At 38.4% G+C, this 16998-nt stretch carries 16 protein-coding genes and 1 other RNA gene; 10 read left to right on the forward strand and 7 right to left on the reverse strand.

Annotation, left to right across the window (positions count from 1 at the left end):
• The first annotated feature begins 293 nt into the window (after nt 1–293).
• From thrA to thrC, 3 genes are read left to right on the forward strand one after another with little or no spacing between them, the layout of a single operon-like run.
• Complete coding sequence (gene thrA / locus ED622_RS17405; RefSeq protein ID WP_122036249.1) at nt 294–2753, forward strand: bifunctional aspartate kinase/homoserine dehydrogenase I; 2460 nt, start codon at nt 294–296, stop codon at nt 2751–2753.
• A gap of 2 nt (nt 2754–2755) precedes the next feature.
• Nucleotides 2756–3712, forward strand: coding sequence for a homoserine kinase (gene thrB, locus ED622_RS17410; RefSeq protein WP_122036251.1), 957 nt, complete (start codon nt 2756–2758; stop codon nt 3710–3712).
• Complete coding sequence (gene thrC, locus ED622_RS17415) at nt 3709–4992, forward strand: threonine synthase (RefSeq protein ID WP_122036253.1); 1284 nt, start codon at nt 3709–3711, stop codon at nt 4990–4992. Before thrB ends, thrC begins: the two co-directional genes overlap by 4 nt.
• Nucleotides 4993–5171: 179 nt before the next feature.
• Here the strand turns inward: thrC and grcA are convergent, their stop codons facing one another.
• The gene (gene grcA, locus ED622_RS17420) at nt 5172–5549 is read right to left on the reverse strand and encodes an autonomous glycyl radical cofactor GrcA (RefSeq protein WP_045102834.1); all 378 of its coding nucleotides are present in this window, start codon (nt 5547–5549) and stop codon (nt 5172–5174) included.
• A gap of 363 nt (nt 5550–5912) precedes the next feature.
• On the opposite strand from grcA, the gene nfo reads away from it, so the two are divergent.
• The 3 genes from nfo (at nt 5913) to ED622_RS17435 (ending at nt 8053) form a co-directional block, all read left to right on the forward strand.
• On the forward strand, nt 5913–6761 hold the full coding sequence (nfo, locus tag ED622_RS17425; RefSeq protein ID WP_122036255.1) for a deoxyribonuclease IV: 849 nt from the start codon (nt 5913–5915) through the stop codon (nt 6759–6761).
• A complete protein-coding gene (gene ung / locus ED622_RS17430; RefSeq protein ID WP_122036257.1) occupies nt 6761–7429 on the forward strand; it encodes a uracil-DNA glycosylase in 669 nt (222 codons plus the stop codon). Before nfo ends, ung begins: the two co-directional genes overlap by 1 nt.
• Before the next feature lie 96 nt (nt 7430–7525).
• Nucleotides 7526–8053 (forward strand): hemerythrin domain-containing protein, encoded by a 528-nt coding sequence (locus ED622_RS17435; protein WP_122036259.1) that lies wholly within the window; start codon nt 7526–7528, stop codon nt 8051–8053.
• Between the two features lie 64 nt (nt 8054–8117).
• Here ED622_RS17435 and ED622_RS17440 read toward each other — a convergent pair whose 3' ends face one another.
• Entirely contained in the window at nt 8118–8297 is a 180-nt protein-coding gene (locus ED622_RS17440; protein WP_122036261.1) for a DUF3545 family protein, read from the reverse strand.
• 750 nt (nt 8298–9047) lie between these two features.
• Here ED622_RS17440 and ED622_RS17445 point away from each other — a divergent pair.
• The 4 genes from ED622_RS17445 (at nt 9048) to ED622_RS17460 (ending at nt 13335) form a co-directional block, all read left to right on the forward strand.
• Complete coding sequence (locus ED622_RS17445) at nt 9048–10481, forward strand: sodium:alanine symporter family protein (RefSeq protein WP_122036263.1); 1434 nt, start codon at nt 9048–9050, stop codon at nt 10479–10481.
• A 112-nt stretch (nt 10482–10593) separates the two neighbouring features.
• Nucleotides 10594–11373, forward strand: a complete 780-nt coding sequence (gene yaaA / locus ED622_RS17450) for a peroxide stress protein YaaA (RefSeq protein WP_122036265.1) — start codon at nt 10594–10596, stop codon at nt 11371–11373.
• 256 nt (nt 11374–11629) lie between these two features.
• The gene (gene mscS / locus ED622_RS17455; protein ID WP_122036267.1) at nt 11630–12490 is read left to right on the forward strand and encodes a small-conductance mechanosensitive channel MscS; all 861 of its coding nucleotides are present in this window, start codon (nt 11630–11632) and stop codon (nt 12488–12490) included.
• Between the two features lie 149 nt (nt 12491–12639).
• Nucleotides 12640–13335: an oxidative stress defense protein gene (locus ED622_RS17460; protein ID WP_122036269.1), complete on the forward strand. Its 696-nt coding sequence runs from the start codon at nt 12640–12642 to the stop codon at nt 13333–13335.
• 94 nt (nt 13336–13429) lie between these two features.
• On the opposite strand, the gene serA is transcribed toward ED622_RS17460, so the two are convergent.
• From serA to zapA, 5 genes are all read right to left on the reverse strand, one after another.
• The gene (gene serA / locus ED622_RS17465; RefSeq protein ID WP_122036271.1) at nt 13430–14659 is read right to left on the reverse strand and encodes a phosphoglycerate dehydrogenase; all 1230 of its coding nucleotides are present in this window, start codon (nt 14657–14659) and stop codon (nt 13430–13432) included.
• A 189-nt stretch (nt 14660–14848) separates the two neighbouring features.
• Nucleotides 14849–15505 carry a ribose-5-phosphate isomerase RpiA gene (rpiA, locus tag ED622_RS17470; protein WP_122036273.1) on the reverse strand — a complete coding sequence of 219 codons (657 nt, stop codon included), beginning with the start codon at nt 15503–15505 and terminating at the stop codon, nt 14849–14851.
• Between the two features lie 229 nt (nt 15506–15734).
• Nucleotides 15735–16316: a 5-formyltetrahydrofolate cyclo-ligase gene (locus ED622_RS17475; protein ID WP_122036275.1), complete on the reverse strand. Its 582-nt coding sequence runs from the start codon at nt 16314–16316 to the stop codon at nt 15735–15737.
• A gap of 1 nt (nt 16317) precedes the next feature.
• Nucleotides 16318–16498, reverse strand: a non-coding RNA gene (gene ssrS / locus ED622_RS17480) — 6S RNA.
• Between the two features lie 31 nt (nt 16499–16529).
• Nucleotides 16530–16856 carry a cell division protein ZapA gene (gene zapA / locus ED622_RS17485; RefSeq protein WP_122036278.1) on the reverse strand — a complete coding sequence of 109 codons (327 nt, stop codon included), beginning with the start codon at nt 16854–16856 and terminating at the stop codon, nt 16530–16532.
• Between the last annotated feature and the right edge of the window lie 142 nt (nt 16857–16998).

The raw sequence follows: 16998 nt of genomic DNA on the forward strand, positions 1-16998 counted from the left end.
AGGAAAGTAAGGTAATTATTGTATATCGCAATCATTTATTTTAGAGTTTTTATTATATGTTCACTATCAGCTCAATGATTATCACCACAACAATTACCGGCACCATGGTTGCTGGGGTGGGCTGATACGCGTAAGTATTTTAAAAAAGCCCGCCCTGATTAATCAGAGCGGGCTTTTTTTTGCAATTTAGTTACTAATTCTTAACTGTATTCTTTCATTCTTTACCGAAATGGTTATTATGCTAAGAAGCAGTAAGGATACTGCAGTAACACTCGTTTTTAGGGAGGATAGAAATGCGAGTATTAAAGTTTGGTGGTTCGTCATTAGCCGATGCAGATCGTTTTTTACGTGCCGCAGATATCATTGCCAATAATGCACAGCAGCAAGAAGTTTCTGTTGTTTTATCGGCACCAGGAAAAGTAACCAATAAATTAGTCTCAGTGGTGGATAATGTTCTTACCAATGGGGAAGCTGAATTACAGATTTTAGAACTGGAATCTGCTTTTGTTCAGTTATTTAATGGAATTGCTGTCGCTTTACCACAAGTTGATCTTAAAGCGCTTGAAAATAAACTAAAAGATTCGCTTTCTCAACTTCGTCAGTACGTTCATGGCATAACCCTGTTAGGTATGTGTCCTGATAACGTATACGCAAAAATCATCAGTAAAGGCGAACGCATATCAATCGTTACGATGAAAACCGTTCTTGAGGCCAAAGGCCAGCCGGCAAGTCTGATTGACCCTGTTAAATATCTATACGCTCGCGGTGACTTCCTTGAAGGTGCTGTTGATGTCGATATATCAACGCTCAATTTTAAAAATGAACCTTTACCTTCTGGTCATGTAAACATTATGCCGGGCTTTACTGCGGGTAATGCGAAAGGTGAACTGGTTACTTTAGGTCGTAATGGTTCTGATTATTCAGCAGCGGTTCTTGCTGCTTGCCTTCGAGCTGAATGTTGTGAAATTTGGACTGACGTTGATGGTGTTTACAATTGTGACCCTCGTTTAGTTGATGATGCACGTTTATTAAAATCATTAAGCTATCAGGAAGCCATGGAGCTCTCTTATTTTGGTGCGTCTGTTCTGCATCCAAAAACCATCGCTCCTATCGCGCAATTCCATATTCCTTGTTTAATTAAAAACAGCTTTAACCCTCAAGGTCCAGGTACATTAATTGGTCAAGATACAGGTGAAGATAATCTTGCCATTAAAGGTATTACTACATTAAATAGCTTAACAATGGTTAATGTTAGTGGTCCAGGTATGAAAGGCATGGTTGGCATGGCAAGCCGTGTATTTGGTGCGATGTCTACTTCTGGTATCTCTATTGTTCTTATTACGCAATCTTCTTCAGAGTACAGCATCAGCTTTTGTATTGAAGCAGAAGATAAGTCTCAAGCAGAGCAAGTATTAAGAGAAGCATTTGAACTTGAATTGAAAGATGGCTTATTAGAGCCGGTAGAATTCACTGATAACGTAGCTATTGTGACCTTAGTTGGTGATGGTATGCGCACATCAAAAGGCGTCGCTTCTCAATTCTTTACGTCATTAACTGAAGTAAACGTTAATATTATTGCCATTGCTCAAGGTTCATCTGAGCGTGCGATTTCAGCCGTTATTCCTGAAGATAAAATCTCAGAATCAATTAAAGCGTGTCATGAAAACCTGTTTAACAGTAAGCATTTCTTAGATGTATTCGTGGTTGGTGTTGGTGGTGTTGGTGGTGAGTTAGTTGATCAGATTCAACGTCAGCAACCAAAACTTGCAGAAAAAGGCATTGAGATCCGTGTTTGTGGTTTAGCAAACAGTCGTGGATTATTGCTTGATAGCAAAGGCATCCCGTTAGATAACTGGCGTGATCGTATGAATAATACGACAGAAGAGTTTAGCCTTGCTCGTTTAATTGCCTTAGTGCAGCGCAACCATATTATTAACCCTGTAATCATTGATTGTACGTCAGATCATGGCATAGCTGCTCAATATGTTGATTTCTTATCTGCGGGTTTCCATGTAATTACCCCAAACAAGAAAGCCAATACAGACTCAATGGCGTATTACCATCAGTTGCGTAATGCTGCTCGTGGTACTCGTCGTAAGTTTATGTATGAGACAACAGTAGGTGCAGGTCTACCAGTAATTGAAAACCTTCAGAACTTGATTGCTGCTGGTGATGAATTGGTGAAGTTTAATGGTATTTTATCCGGTTCTTTATCGTATATTTTCGGTAAGTTAGATGAAGGTATGTCATTGAGTGATGCGACTAATGTTGCGAAACAAAATGGCTTTACTGAGCCGGATCCTCGTGATGACCTTTCTGGTATGGATGTGGCTCGTAAGCTTCTAATTCTTGCTCGTGAATCTGGTCTTGAAATTGAACTCGATGATGTTGAAGTAGAACAAGCTTTACCACCAGGTTTTGATGATTCAGGTACGGTTGAAGAGTTTATGGCTCGTCTTCCTGAAGCGAATGCATATTTTGCTCAAGAGTCGGAAAAAGCAGCAGCTGAAGGAAAGGTACTGCGTTATGTCGGTGAGATCCTAGAAGGCAAATGTAAGGTTCGTATCGCGGCTGTTGATGGCGATGATCCTATGTTTAAAATTAAAGATGGTGAAAATGCCTTAGCTTTCTATAGTCGTTACTATCAACCGATCCCATTGGTATTACGTGGTTACGGTGCCGGTACTGAAGTAACAGCGGCTGGCGTATTCTCGGACTTAATGCGTACCCTTGGTTGGAAATTAGGAGTATAAAAATGAGTGTGGTTGTTTATGCTCCAGCATCAATTGGTAATGTTAGCGTCGGCTTTGATGTATTAGGTGCCGCAGTATCTCCAATTGATGGCACATTGTTGGGTGATCGTGTTTTAGTTGAATTAGGAACGGAAGCTTTCACCTTAGCAACGGCAGGTAGCTTTGTAGATAAGCTACCTGAAGATCCAAAAGAAAATATTGTTTATGACTGCTGGCGTGTATTTGCAAGAGAGCTTGCCAAAAAAGGCATTGAGCTTAAACAGATTCATATGGTGCTTGAGAAGAACATGCCAATTGGCTCTGGGCTTGGTTCTAGTGCCTGTTCGATTGTAGCTGCATTAGATGCGTTGAATGTATTTCATGGTAAACCATTAACTGACATGGAAGTGTTGGCGCTAATGGGTGAGATGGAAGGGCAGATATCTGGTGGTATTCACTATGATAATGTTGCCCCTTGCTATCTTGGTGGTCTGCAATTAATGGTTGAAGAGTTAGGTATTATCAGCCAAGAAGTTCCGTGTTTTGATGAGTGGTATTGGGTGATGGCATACCCAGGAATTAAAGTATCAACAGCAGAAGCGCGTGAGATTCTACCTTCTCAATATCGCCGTCAGGATGTGATAGCTCATGGCCGTAACTTAGCAGGCTTTATTCATGCATGTTATTCAAAGCAACCAGAGTTAGCTGCAAAAATGATTAAAGATGTGGTGGCAGAACCTTACCGTGAGCGTCTGTTACCAAATTTTGCTCAAGCGCGTGAATACGCCGCTTCAGCAGGTGCGCTGACAACCGGTATTTCTGGTTCAGGGCCAACGCTATTTAGTATCTGTAAAGATAAAGACGTAGCAGATAGAGTCTCTCGTTGGCTACAAGAAAATTATGTTCAAAATGATGAAGGATTTGTCCATGTTTGTCGTTTAGATAAGCAAGGCTCACAAGTAACAGGAAGTAAACTATGAAGTTGTATAACATAAAAGAAAATGATGAACAGGTCTCTTTTGGCCAAGCGGTTCGCCAAGGCCTAGGTCGTAACCAAGGACTGTTTTTTCCATCAGAATTACCTAAGTTTGATGATGTTGATGCGCTTCTAGCTGAAGATTTTATACCGCGTAGTACTAAGATCCTATCTGCATTTATTGGTGATGAACTATCGCAAGATACAGTGAAGAGCATGGTTGAAAATGCGTTTCAATTCCCTGCACCAATCCATGCTGTAAAAGAGGGTGTTTATGCTCTTGAGCTATTTCATGGTCCAACGTTAGCGTTTAAAGATTTTGGTGGCCGTTTTATGGCGCAATCTTTAGCAGCGGTAACTGAAGGTAATGAGCAAATTACTATTTTAACAGCAACATCAGGTGATACTGGTGCGGCTGTGGCTCATGCATTCTATGGTATGGAAAATATCAAGGTAGTTATCCTTTATCCGAAAGGTAAGATCAGCCCACTGCAAGAGAAATTATTCTGTACGTTAGGTAAGAACATTCACACCGTTGCTGTTGATGGTGACTTTGATGACTGTCAGGCGTTAGTTAAGCAATCTTTTGATGATGCAGAGCTACGTAAAGAAGTAGGATTGAATTCAGCGAACTCAATCAATATTAGCCGCTTAATGGCGCAAATTTGTTACTACTTTGAAGCGGTATCTCAGCTGCCAAAAGAAAAGCGTAATGAGGTCGTGATCTCTGTACCAAGTGGTAATTTTGGTAATTTAACCGCGGGTTTATTAGCGAAATCACTTGGCTTGCCTGTGAAACGTTTTATTGCTGCAACTAATGTTAATGATACCGTACCGCGCTACCTTGAAACAGGTAAGTGGGAGCCAAAAACGACGATCCCAACGATTTCCAATGCAATGGATGTGAGCCAACCAAACAATTGGCCTCGAATTGAAGAGCTATGTCAGCGTTTAGGTTGGGGCTTAGAAACGCTTGGTAAAGGTGCAGTGACGGATGAGCAAAGCGCTGAAACATTAAAAGCGATGAATGCTGAAGGTTACCTATGTGAGCCACATGGTGCAATTGCTTATCGCATTCTTGAAGAGCAGCTTAATGAAGGTGAGACCGGACTTTTCTTATGTACAGCACATCCTGCGAAATTTAAAGAAGTCGTCGATGATATTCTAGGTAGCGATCTTGAACTGCCTGCTCCATTAGCTAAACATAATGCAATGGAACTATTATCTGAAGATCTTGCTAACGATTTTGATGAATTAAAAGCAGTACTTCGTAAAGTTCAGTAACTAAAAGCATTAATAATATAACTCAAGTAGCACATCATAATTAATTGATGTGTTATTTATGAAAAAGCCTCTTAAATACAGACTAAATAAGTCGTTATTTAAGAGGCTTTTTTAAGCACAAAAAAACGGCACTCATGAGCAATGAGTGCCGTTTTTATTGAATTCAATTTACTCTAAAATTATAGAGTTTCAGTGAATGTACGTGCGATAACGTCTTTTTGTTGTTCAGTAGTTAGAGAGTTGAAACGCACAGCATAACCAGAAACACGGATAGTTAGTTGTGGGTAGTTCTCTGGGTGCTTAACAGCATCTTCTAATGTATCACGTTGTAGAACGTTCACATTTAGGTGCTGACCACCTTCAATTTTTGGTGCTTTTTCAATTGCAACGTCACGGCTTTCGTATTCGCCTAGTTCGTTTGCAGCAATAACTTGGTCAGCTTCAAAGCCAGCAGTTGCAACAACACAACGAGCTTCGTTTTTCTCGCTATCTAGTAGCCAGATTGAGTTAAGAAGATCGTCATTTGCAGCTTTAGTAATTTGGATACCTGTGATCATTTTACTTTCTCCTAGTCCACTTTGTGGTTATTTTGTAAATATCTAATGGGTCACATTATATACATGATACCCTTACTTTGTATATTGATATAGGTCAAAAAACTACAAAAAGTGCTAATTATTTCATCTTATAAACTTTGCTTTAAATCAATAAAGTACCATATAGCTAGCCTGTAGCACGAAAAATGCAATCTACCACTTTATTGTTACCTGTCTATTTTGTAGTAATATTACTACAGATTGGGTGTTTTATGTAATCAGGGAAATGGAAGGAAATCGCTAGGCAAAGCAAGAGAACTACTGACAAATAAAGTGTTTACCGCAATAATAGCGTGATGTTAATTTTGAAAGGAAAGTACAGAGATGAAATATATTGGGGCTCACGTATCAGCGGCGGGTGGTGTTGATCAAGCACCTAAACGAGCTTATCAAATTGGAGCTAATGCATTTGCATTATTTACTAAAAACCAACGTCAATGGGTTGCAAAACCACTGACAAGAAAAGTCATCTCTGATTTTAAGGCAAACTGTAAGCGTTTTGGCTTTTCTAGTGATCAAATTTTACCTCATGATTCTTACTTAATTAATTTAGGTTCTCCAGAAGAAGAGAAGTTAGAGAAATCTCGAGCGGCATTTATTGATGAGATGGAACGTTGTAATCAGCTTGGTCTAACGTTACTTAATTTCCATCCTGGAAGTCATTTAAAGAAAATTTCAGAAGATGAATGTTTAGCCTTGATTGCAGAGTCAATTAATTTAGCGCATCAAGCGGTTCCTGATGTGGTTGCTGTTATCGAGAATACAGCAGGACAAGGCACAAATTTAGGTTGGAAGTTTGAACATCTAGCGCAAATTATCGATCAAGTGGAAGACAAAGCACGAGTAGGGATTTGTCTTGATACTTGTCATACTTTCGCTGCAGGTTACGATTTAAGTAGCAAAGAAGCGTGTGAGCATACGTTTTCTGAATTTGAGCGCATTGTTGGTTTTCAATACTTACGTGGTATGCATATTAATGACGCAAAAATTGAATTAGGCAGTCGAGTTGACCGTCATCAGTCATTAGGTGAGGGGAACATCGGTTGGGATTGCTTTGAATATATTATGCAAGACGAGCGATTTAATAATATCCCTCTTGTACTGGAAACCATTGATCCTGAGATTTGGAAAGATGAAATAGCCCAACTCAGAGTATTAAGCGAGAAAAAGTAATGACAACGACTTGGAATTCGATTTTATCGGCTGAAAAAGAAAAAACATATTACCAAGCGATGAATGCCAAAATAGAGGCAGAGAGAGCACTTGGTAAAATCATTTTTCCTAAAGAAAAGGATATTTTTACTGCATTTGATTTAACTGCTTTTGATGACGTGAAAGTCGTTATTCTGGGTCAAGATCCTTACCATGGAGCAGGTCAAGCTCATGGCCTTTCTTTTTCAGTTTTACCTGAGATTAAAATCCCACCTTCTTTGCGAAATATGTATAAAGAGTTAGCGCAAGACATTGACGGTTTTGTTATTCCAGATCACGGCTACTTAGAGAGCTGGGCCAAACAAGGGGTTTTATTGCTAAATACGGTATTAACCGTAGAAGAAGGAAAGGCACACTCCCATGCTAAATTAGGTTGGGAGACCTTTACTGACAGCATTATTGAACAGCTTAATAAGAACAAAGAAAATGTTATCTTCTTACTTTGGGGAGCTCATGCTCAAAAGAAAGGGGCGAATATTGATGGTACTCGCCATTCTGTTCTAAAAGCGCCGCATCCTTCTCCGCTTTCGGCACATCGAGGCTTTTTTGGTTGTAAACATTTCTCGCAAGTCAATGAGCTGCTTAAGTCGAAAAATTTATCAGAGATCAATTGGACTCCAATTGCATGACTTTTTTGTATAATTTTTGAACTAAATCCTGTGCTCTTATATCAGTGATATACACTTAAGGTATCTTAAATCATTAAGGTACTTTGGGAGGAAAGGATGCTGATAGAAAGTATTTATAAAGAGCACGGATATATAAATCGCATTATTCAATTATTGGATAGTAAGCTTTCTCGATTAGAAGATGAAAAGAACGTTAATTATAATGTGATCCGAGAGAGTATTGATTATTTATCATTGGTTGCAGAGAAAGTCCATCACCCTAAAGAAGACATGATCTATCAATATTATATTGATCATTATGGGGAGCATGAAGGGCTGACGAATTTATTACTCGAGCATCATACGTTATCTGACGATACTGAAGGCTTCTCTATTACGGTAGAGATGATTCTAAATGATGCTATCGTTCCAAAAGATCGGTTTAAAGAGCAACTGAAAGCATTCACTTATCGTATTCGGCAGCATCTTGAACTAGAAGAAAAAGAGATCTTACCTTTTTTGAAAGCACATTTAACAGTGGACGATTGGAAGTATCTCGAAAGTAACTGGGTTGAGGAAGAGGATCCAGTTTTTGGTCATCAAGTAAATAAGAGATATCTTGAGCTAGCAGGTAAAGTAAGATAATAGTTTATTTAATGAAAAAGGAGAGCATTAGTCTCTCCTTTTTATTTGTTTTAACTTTAAAAAACTACTTAAAAAAAGCGGCGTCAATGCTGCCTTTAAATGAGGGGTCCAGTTCTTTTAGTTCATGTAGCAATTGGCGACGATCTTGAATCTCTTCTATCTCACGCCAAAGACGCTTTTTTTGTTTTTTTTTGGTTGTTGTTGTTTTCGTAGCTAATAAATCATTTAGTGTGTACCCATCCATAAGCACCTCATTTTTATAAATTAATTAATTATTACAAAGAGTAAAAGTATTTATTTAGCGTGTTATTAAATATCACAGAGTGAGAATTATGACCTTGAACTGTTTCGCATTTGTTTCTTTTTGATGAATTTTATGTGAGATGGTGATCACTAAAATGATCTTAATTTAGAATTAGGAAGTACAATTTGCTCCATATTTATTATTTAGATAGAAAAAACAGACGGATTTTTTGTTTGATTTTTGTTAACTAACATAGCTATTTCTATCTGCTCTCCATTTGATTGTTTTATGAACTATTTTTAGCTGTGATGAATTACCAAGAAAAAATAAAGAGATAAAATAAGATTGATATCCTACTGTTTTCTATTACTGATGGCTGAATCTTTATCGGCTGAGATAAGGTTAATTACTGTTCGTTGATGTTTTTTTACTGATTTAAATGTCAGTAATCTGTTTTTTTTCTGTTGGCTAAATAAGTGTGAAGTCTAAAGTTGTAGAAAAAGTGTCATAAGTTCAACATCTGTTTTTTATTGATTTTTTAGTAAATACTGAGCATCATTCAGCGCGCTAATCTTATTGGGTGAGTAAATATTTAGATTTACTGTTAATAAATGAATAAATTTGCAATGCATGACGGTAATTCTTCACTGTACCCAAATAATTAATCAACAATAACAATTAAGATTAGTAGGAGCGCTTTATAGTATAAGCGTATGCAATCATTACTATTGATGTAACTGAGAGGGAAATGTGACAAGTCTTATTAATTTACTGAATGACCTATTATGGGGTTCGGTACTTGTATATCTATTAGTTGCCATTGGTATCTACTTTACTATTCGATTAGGTTTTATTCAGTTCCGCCATTTTGGTCATATGTTTTCGGTACTGAAAAACAGCCGAAAATCAGATCCATCAGGAATATCATCATTTCAAGCGCTATGTACAAGTCTCGCGGCTCGTGTTGGTACTGGTAATATGGCAGGGGTTGCTGTTGCATTAACTGCTGGTGGTCCAGGTGCTATTTTTTGGATGTGGTTGATAGCAATGCTAGGTATGGCAACTTCTTTTGCTGAGAGTACATTAGCACAGTTATATAAAACCAAAGATGATGAAGGGAACTACCGTGGTGGCCCTGCTTATTATATGGAAAAAGGATTAGGGATGCGCTGGATGGGCGTATTATTCTCTGTCTTTTTGATCATCGCTTTTGGTTTGGTATTTAACGCAGTACAAGCAAACTCTATTGTAGGAGCAATGCAAACAGCCTTTGGTTGGGAGCCATTATATGTAGGTATTGCCATTGTAATTATCTCTGCAGTGGTTATTTTTGGTGGTTTTAGAACGATTGCTCGTACGGCTGAAATCGTAGTACCAGTGATGGCTCTTGCTTACTTAGCTATTGCCTTATTTATCATGGTTACTAATATAGAAAAACTACCAGGTGTGATTACCTTAATATTTAAGAGTGCCTTTGGTTTGCAAGAAGCGGCTGCAGGTGGTTTAGGCTATGCGATTGCACAAGCGATGATTAATGGTATTAAACGTGGTTTGTTCTCTAATGAAGCAGGTATGGGCTCTGCACCAAATGCTGCAGCTTCAGCTACACCATATCCACCACACCCAGCATCTCAAGGTTATGTACAAATGCTAGGCGTATTTATGGATACCATTGTGATTTGTTCTGCAACGGTCGCTATTATCTTAATGTCTGGTGAATACGTGCCGCATGGTGAAGTTACGGGGATTGAATTAACACAATTAGCATTGACTAGCCAAGTGGGTGATTGGGGCGGTATTTTTGTTGCTGTAGCGATTTTCTTCTTTGCGTTTACTTCAATCATTGCTAACTATTCTTATGCAGAAACAAATTTGATTTTCCTAGAGCATAACCATAAAGCGGGTATTGGTATTTTCCGTGTCGTTGTATTGGGCATGGTAATGTTCGGTGCATTATCCTCATTACCAACAGTATGGGCCTTAGCTGATGTTTCAATGGGGTTAATGGCAATAGTTAACTTAATTGCTATCTCTCTATTGTCAGGCACCGTTATTAAGCTTGCAAAAGATTACAATAAGCAGCTGAGTGAGGGAAAAGTTCCTACGTTTGATAGTAAGGATTATCCAGAGCTACATTCTCAGCTTGAAGAAGGCATCTGGGATAATACTAAAGAGCAAAAGTAGTCATTGCTTTCACCCATTAAATAAATAGATAAAGCCACGCAACCTAGCGTGGCTTTTTTATATCTGAATAGTTACTATCTTAGTATATAAAAATACATAGGATATCTTGCTCATGCTTATCGTCGTTTCTCCAGCAAAAACTCTTGATTATGAAACTCCATTACCAACACAAATCCATACTCAGCCTGATTTTATTACAGATTCAGCGGAGCTTATTGAAGTTTGTAAGCAGCTAACGCCATTAGATATTTCGGGTTTAATGAAGGTGAGTGATAAAATTGCAAGCCTGAATGCGGTACGATTTGAAGAGTGGTCAACGAGCTTTACTCAGGAAAATGCTCGTCAGGCTTTATTTGCTTTTAAAGGTGATGTGTATACCGGCTTAGACGCAAACAGCTTAACCAGTAGTGACATTGATTATGCTCAAACACATTTACGTATGCTTTCAGGGTTATATGGTTTATTAAAGCCATTAGATTTGATGCAGCCTTATCGTTTAGAGATGGGAACCAAGCTTGCGAATAAGCGAGGAACAAACCTATACCAATTCTGGGGCAGTTCAATTACTCAAAAATTAAATCAAGTTATTGCAGAGCAAGGTGATGATATCTTGATTAACTTAGCATCAAATGAGTATTTTAAAGCGGTTAAACCAAAAGAGCTCACGGCTAAGGTGATTACACCAGTTTTCAAAGATTGTAAAAATGGACAATACAAAATCATTAGCTTCTATGCAAAAAAAGCCAGAGGTTTAATGGCTCGTTTTATTATTGAAAATAGAATATCAACAATAGAAGAACTAAAAAGCTTTACCGTTGATGGTTACTACTTTGTAGATGCAGAGTCATCAAGCAGCGAACTTGTATTCAAAAGAGAAGAGCAGAAGAAATAATTGTAATTACACAAGTGAATGTATCTTTTATGTAACTAAACTGTTTCGATAATTATTTTATCTGATAGTATTGGGTAGGTTATTGTAATTAAGGTTGTTTTCCTTTTCTTATTGAAGAGAATATGACCAAATACGTGTGTTTTAAAAAAGGATTTTACATCAAGCTGACGCTCGGAGTGTTAGAATTGGTATAAATCGTCAACATAATGGCAATCATCTCAATTTATACTGAGAATAACTATAAAGGACAAATCAAATGGCAGATCAAGGCGCTGTAACTGATTTAGCTACTAGTGGAGTAGCAAATTTAGAACATTGGCTAACAGATAATTCAGAATTATTTATCACTTATGGGGTAAATATTATTTCAGCACTCGCTATTCTTTTTATCGGTAATATTATCGTTAAGAAAATCGCAGGTGGTGTAAGCAAGGCTCTTGAGAAGAAGAAAATGGATAAAGCGGTTGTCGACTTTGTTCATACTCTAGTTCGTTACCTTCTATTCATTATCGTATTAATTGCAGCTTTAGGTAAAGTAGGCGTTCAAACCGCTTCTGTGGTTGCTGTTATTGGTGCGGCTGGTTTAGCGGTTGGTCTTGCACTTCAAGGTTCACTATCAAACTTTGCAGCAGGTGTATTGATTGTTGCTTTCCGTCCATTTAAATCTGGCGATTACGTTGAGATTGGTGGTGTTGCAGGTTCTGTTGAGTCAATTCAGATCTTCCAAACCATTCTAACTACTCCTGATAACAAAATGGTTGTAGTTCCAAATGGTGGTGTTATTGGCAGCCCAATCACAAACTACTCACGTCATGCTACTCGCCGTGTAGATCATGTAATTGGTGTTTCTTACAGTGCTGATCTGAAGAAAACAAAAGAAGTAATCACTAAGGTTCTTGAGTCTGATGAGCGTGTTCTAAAAACACCAGCGCCAACAGTAGGTGTTGTTGCTCTTGCTGATTCATCAGTAAACTTTGTTGTTCGCCCTTGGTGTAAAACAGAGCAATACTGGGATGTTTACTTTGATACGCTTCAAGCGATTAAAGAAGGTCTAGATAACGAAGGTATCGAGATCCCATTCCCACAAATGGATGTTCATTTAAATAAAGCGGATTAAGTTTTATTTAAATCAAAACATGAAATGCTGCCTTCGGGTAGCATTTTTTTTGTTAGGTATTTAATGCATATCAATATATAAAGTACCTAAGGGAATTATTTATAACAACGACAGTCATAACTATATGATGTTACTTTGAGAAATTTAAAATGAAAAAAATAATCAGCGCTTTATGTTTATCGGCTTGTTTAACTCCAGCGGCTTTTGCGTCATCACCTGATTTCCCTCATCTTGAAGTGTCGGGCAAAGGTGAGGTATTTGTTGTTCCTGATATGGCTCAGTTCTCTGTTGATGTAGTTGAAAGTAAAGCAACGGCAGAGAAAGCGAAACAAGCAGCAGATAAAGCGGTGACTAGTTTTCTGGCTCGTTTAGAAGTTCAAGGCGTGAAACGTGAAAATATTAACAGTGGCAATATTCGTTTAACGCCAGAGTATCGTTATCCAAAAGGAAAAAAGCCAGAGCTTGTAGGGTATAAAGCTATTCGCAATATTACGGTTACAGTGATGGATTTAAATAAGTTAAATAGCTATCTAGATAAAGCCCTAGGTGATGGCATCAATCGCATTAACCAGATTGAGTTGAAAACCAGTAAAGAAAAAGAATATATTGAAGCGGCGCGCTTAGAGGCGATTAAAGATGCAAATGAAAAAGCCAATTCATTAGCAAAAGGGTTTGAAACTCAGGTCAAAGGTGTTTGGAAAGTCTCTTACCATAATAACTACAGCCAACCTGTTATGATGAAAAGTATGAGAATGGATGCGGCATCTAATGTGGCTGAAAGTTATCAAGACAGTCAAATGGTGATTTCTGATTCGGTATCAGTTGTTTATCGTCTTAAAGATTAAAGATTAAAGATTAAAGATTAAAGATATATAGCGACAGAAAAAAGGGTTACCGTAATGGTAACCCTTTTTATATCAAAAAGAATAAACACGGTTATTAGTGCAGGATTCGAGCTCGGATTGTGCCTTCGATTGCTTTTAGTTGAACGAGTGCTTCTTCTGAACGAGCCGTTTCAACATCAATGACTACATAGCCCATCTCAGCAGATGTTTGTAGATATTGTGCTGCGATATTAATGCCTTCATCAGCAAAAATACGGTTAATGCTCGTTAGGATACCTGGGCGGTTTTCATGAATATGAAGTAGACGCGAGGTATCTGTATGCAATGGAAGAGATACTTCAGGAAAGTTAACCGATGATAAAGTTGAACCGTTATCTGAGTATTTCGTTAATTTACCAGCAACTTCAACGCCGATATTTTCTTGAGCTTCTTGAGTTGAACCACCAACATGCGGCGTAAGAATAACATTATCAAACTTCTGTAATGGAGACTCAAACGGTTCAGCATTTGTTTTTGGCTCTGTAGGGAATACATCGATAGCAGCCCCTCCTAGATGTCCTGACTCAAGTGCATCACACAAATCAGAGATCTTCACTACCGTGCCACGAGCGGCGTTAATAAAGATAGCTCCAGGCTTCATACGAGCAAACTCTTCAGCGCCCATCATGTCTTTTGTGCCAGCGGTTTCTGGTACATGAAGAGAGATAACATCACACTTATTTAGTAACTCACTCATGGTTGAGATCTGAGTGGCGTTACCTAGAGATAATTTATTTTCAATATCATAGTAATAAACACGCATACCTAGGTTTTCAGCTAAGATCCCTAATTGTGTGCCGATATGTCCATAACCTACAATACCCAAACGTTTGCCTCGTGCTTCAAAAGAAGAGTCAGCGCTTTTTTTCCAAACGCCACGGTGAGCTTGTGCATTTTTTTCTGGAATGCCACGAAGTAGTAATAAAATTTGTCCTAGTACTAATTCAGCGACACTGCGTGTATTTGAGAACGGTGCGTTAAAGACTGGAATACCACGTTTTGCCGCTGCGGTTAAATCAACTTGGTTTGTACCAATACAGAAACAACCGACAGCCACTAATTTGTTTGCAGCCTCGAATACTTCTTGAGTTAATTGAGTGCGTGAGCGTAAACCGATGAAGTGAACATCTTTCACTGCTTCAAGAAGTTCTTCTTCCGACAATGAACCTTTGTGGTATTCAATGTTGGTATAGCCGTCAGCTTGAAAGACTTCAACACAAGATGGGTGCAATCCTTCTAAAAGAAGAACTTTAATTTTTTCTTTTTCCAGAGATACTTTTGCCATGGTGTTCTTATCCTTAAAAACAAATTTAAATGGGGAGTTTATGTTCAATGATTATAAAGTATCAAAAAATAATCAGTTTGGGTAAGAAAATTACGGAATAGTTAATAAAAAACGGTGCTAATGAGCACCGTTTGTAATCAAATGACATTTTCAGCTCTCAACCTAAGAGGTAAAAAGGTAATTTGTTGTCTAATCGAATTTTTTTACGCCGTCAGGAGAGCCAACTAACAGTACGTCTGCGCCACGGTGAGCAAATAAACCGACAGTGACAACGCCAGCAAGACTATTGATTTTATCTTCTAATTCTTTAGCGTTAGTGATCTGCATATTATGTACGTCTAAGATCATATTGCCATTATCGGTAACTACGCCTTCACGGTATGCAGGATCACCACCAAGTTTAACTAGCTCACGAGCTACATAAGAGCGAGCCATTGGGATAACTTCAACAGGCAGAGGGAATTGACCTAGTACGTCTACTTGTTTCGTATCATCAACAATACAAATGAATTTTTCAGAAATAGCAGCAACGATTTTTTCACGAGTAAGAGCAGCACCGCCGCCTTTAATCATTTCGTTTTTAGCGTTGATTTCATCTGCGCCATCAACATAAACATCAAGACTGAAAACATCATTACACTCGAAGACTGGAATGCCTAGTTCTTTCAGCTTTTCAGTTGATGCTACAGAGCTTGATACTGCACCTTTGATTTCTTTTTTCATGGTCGCAAGTGCGTCGATGAAATGATTAACTGTTGATCCTGTACCCACACCAACAATGCTGCCAGCTTGTACGTATTCTAACGCTGCCCAACCGGCTGCTTTTTTCATCTCGTCTTGAGTCATGACATTCTCCTAATGAAATAATAGTGTTTATACCAATTTAACTAAGCCTTTGATTAAAGGTTTAGTTAAATTGGCATTAAATGAAATCGGCGTGATTATAACGCACTGTTTTTTCTTCGTCAGAAAAAAGAAGTCAATAAATGGAGAAAATAGAGAATAAATGCAAACGTTTTCGTTGTTGGTTAATTTGAAAGTAATATTGAGAATAGAGGGGACGATAATAAGAGTATTACCAATGCCAGATCTGCGTTGGCGTAATTATCCGTGGTAGAGGAACATCCCAAGATTCAATCGGCAATGCATCAACTTGTTGGCAAGCATGAGCAATACCAATAGGCATTGGCCCTGTTTGATTTTGCTCCCAATTAACAAGAGTGCGATCGTAATAGCCACCTCCCATACCTAAGCGATTACCCAAATGGTCAAAAGCCACAAGAGGCGTGATGATAACATCTAACTGGTTGACTGGAACGACCTGAGTTTTATCTAGTTTAGGTTCTAAGATTTGGTATTTATTTAAAATAAGAGGGGTGTCTTTGGTGTATTCAAGAAACAGTAAATGCCCTTTACTAAAAGGATGGATCACAGGCAGAGTAACGGATTTACCTTGTTGCCAGAGCCAGTCAATGAGAAGTGAGGTATTGATTTCACCATCAACAGAGAGATAAATAGCGACCGATTTGGCTTTTTGAATATAAGGGTCATTAGCGCACTGTAAGACAAGGTCTGTGGCTGCTTGATGTTGTTCTTGAGGAGTTAATGAATTACGAGTGTGGCGAATGGATTGTCGAATGTGTCGACGAGATGTCATGGAATACCCCAAAGTGCCGTAGTGGTCGTAGCCCTTGAACCCTAGGTTCAAGGCGGATCAGCAAAATTTACCGTAGGCTTCTCAGTACAAGCCGAGCATGCTCAATAGTAAATAAATACTAACCCTAATTTGTGCTTATCGGCTCAGGGACATAGATCCGCCTACAAACACTCCAGGGTAAATTTTATTCTTTTGCTATCCTTAGCGAGAGCTCTATTCTGCCGTATTTTCTTCTATTTGGCTAGGCTTTACGGTAGAAATTGCCGCTTCTAATGCGTTAGCAAGTAATCCCATTCGCTCATAAACATCTGAAGAATGCTTATTTGCTTCTTTTTTCGCCATATGCAGTTCATAGCAGATATTTAACGAGGTAATAGTTAATAGTTGCTCTGTATTGGTTACTTTCGTTCGTTCAGATAATTCATTTACACGGTTATCTAAATCTTTAGCGGCCTCTTTTAATGCAGCTTCTTGGCCAGCAGGGCAGTTAACCTTGATGGCTCGTCCTAAAATTTGGACTTGCACGGCTTGGCTTGTCATCACAATACATTACTCATCGTTAAACTATGGGATTACACTGATAGGAAAGCATCATCAGTGATAAGTAAATGAAACTATAAGAAATGCAGTAATAAGATTCAAGCATTTCCCTTCTCTTTGTTGATAGTGGTTAACTATATTC

This window comes from Aliivibrio sp. EL58, from assembly GCF_900312675.1.
In the GTDB taxonomy this organism is placed as follows: domain Bacteria; phylum Pseudomonadota; class Gammaproteobacteria; order Enterobacterales; family Vibrionaceae; genus Aliivibrio.

Coding starts and splice junctions, on each gene's coding strand:
- thrA (WP_122036249.1), top strand. CDS start 294: ATGCGAGTATTAAAGTTTGGTGGTTCGTCATTAGCCGATGCAGATCGT.
- thrB (WP_122036251.1), top strand. CDS start 2,756: ATGAGTGTGGTTGTTTATGCTCCAGCATCAATTGGTAATGTTAGCGTC.
- thrC (WP_122036253.1), top strand. CDS start 3,709: ATGAAGTTGTATAACATAAAAGAAAATGATGAACAGGTCTCTTTTGGC.
- grcA (WP_045102834.1), bottom strand. CDS start 5,549: ATGATCACAGGTATCCAAATTACTAAAGCTGCAAATGACGATCTTCTT.
- nfo (WP_122036255.1), top strand. CDS start 5,913: ATGAAATATATTGGGGCTCACGTATCAGCGGCGGGTGGTGTTGATCAA.
- ung (WP_122036257.1), top strand. CDS start 6,761: ATGACAACGACTTGGAATTCGATTTTATCGGCTGAAAAAGAAAAAACA.
- ED622_RS17435 (WP_122036259.1), top strand. CDS start 7,526: ATGCTGATAGAAAGTATTTATAAAGAGCACGGATATATAAATCGCATT.
- ED622_RS17440 (WP_122036261.1), bottom strand. CDS start 8,297: ATGGATGGGTACACACTAAATGATTTATTAGCTACGAAAACAACAACA.
- yaaA (WP_122036265.1), top strand. CDS start 10,594: ATGCTTATCGTCGTTTCTCCAGCAAAAACTCTTGATTATGAAACTCCA.
- mscS (WP_122036267.1), top strand. CDS start 11,630: ATGGCAGATCAAGGCGCTGTAACTGATTTAGCTACTAGTGGAGTAGCA.
- ED622_RS17460 (WP_122036269.1), top strand. CDS start 12,640: ATGAAAAAAATAATCAGCGCTTTATGTTTATCGGCTTGTTTAACTCCA.
- serA (WP_122036271.1), bottom strand. CDS start 14,659: ATGGCAAAAGTATCTCTGGAAAAAGAAAAAATTAAAGTTCTTCTTTTA.
- rpiA (WP_122036273.1), bottom strand. CDS start 15,505: ATGACTCAAGACGAGATGAAAAAAGCAGCCGGTTGGGCAGCGTTAGAA.
- ED622_RS17475 (WP_122036275.1), bottom strand. CDS start 16,316: ATGACATCTCGTCGACACATTCGACAATCCATTCGCCACACTCGTAAT.
- zapA (WP_122036278.1), bottom strand. CDS start 16,856: ATGACAAGCCAAGCCGTGCAAGTCCAAATTTTAGGACGAGCCATCAAG.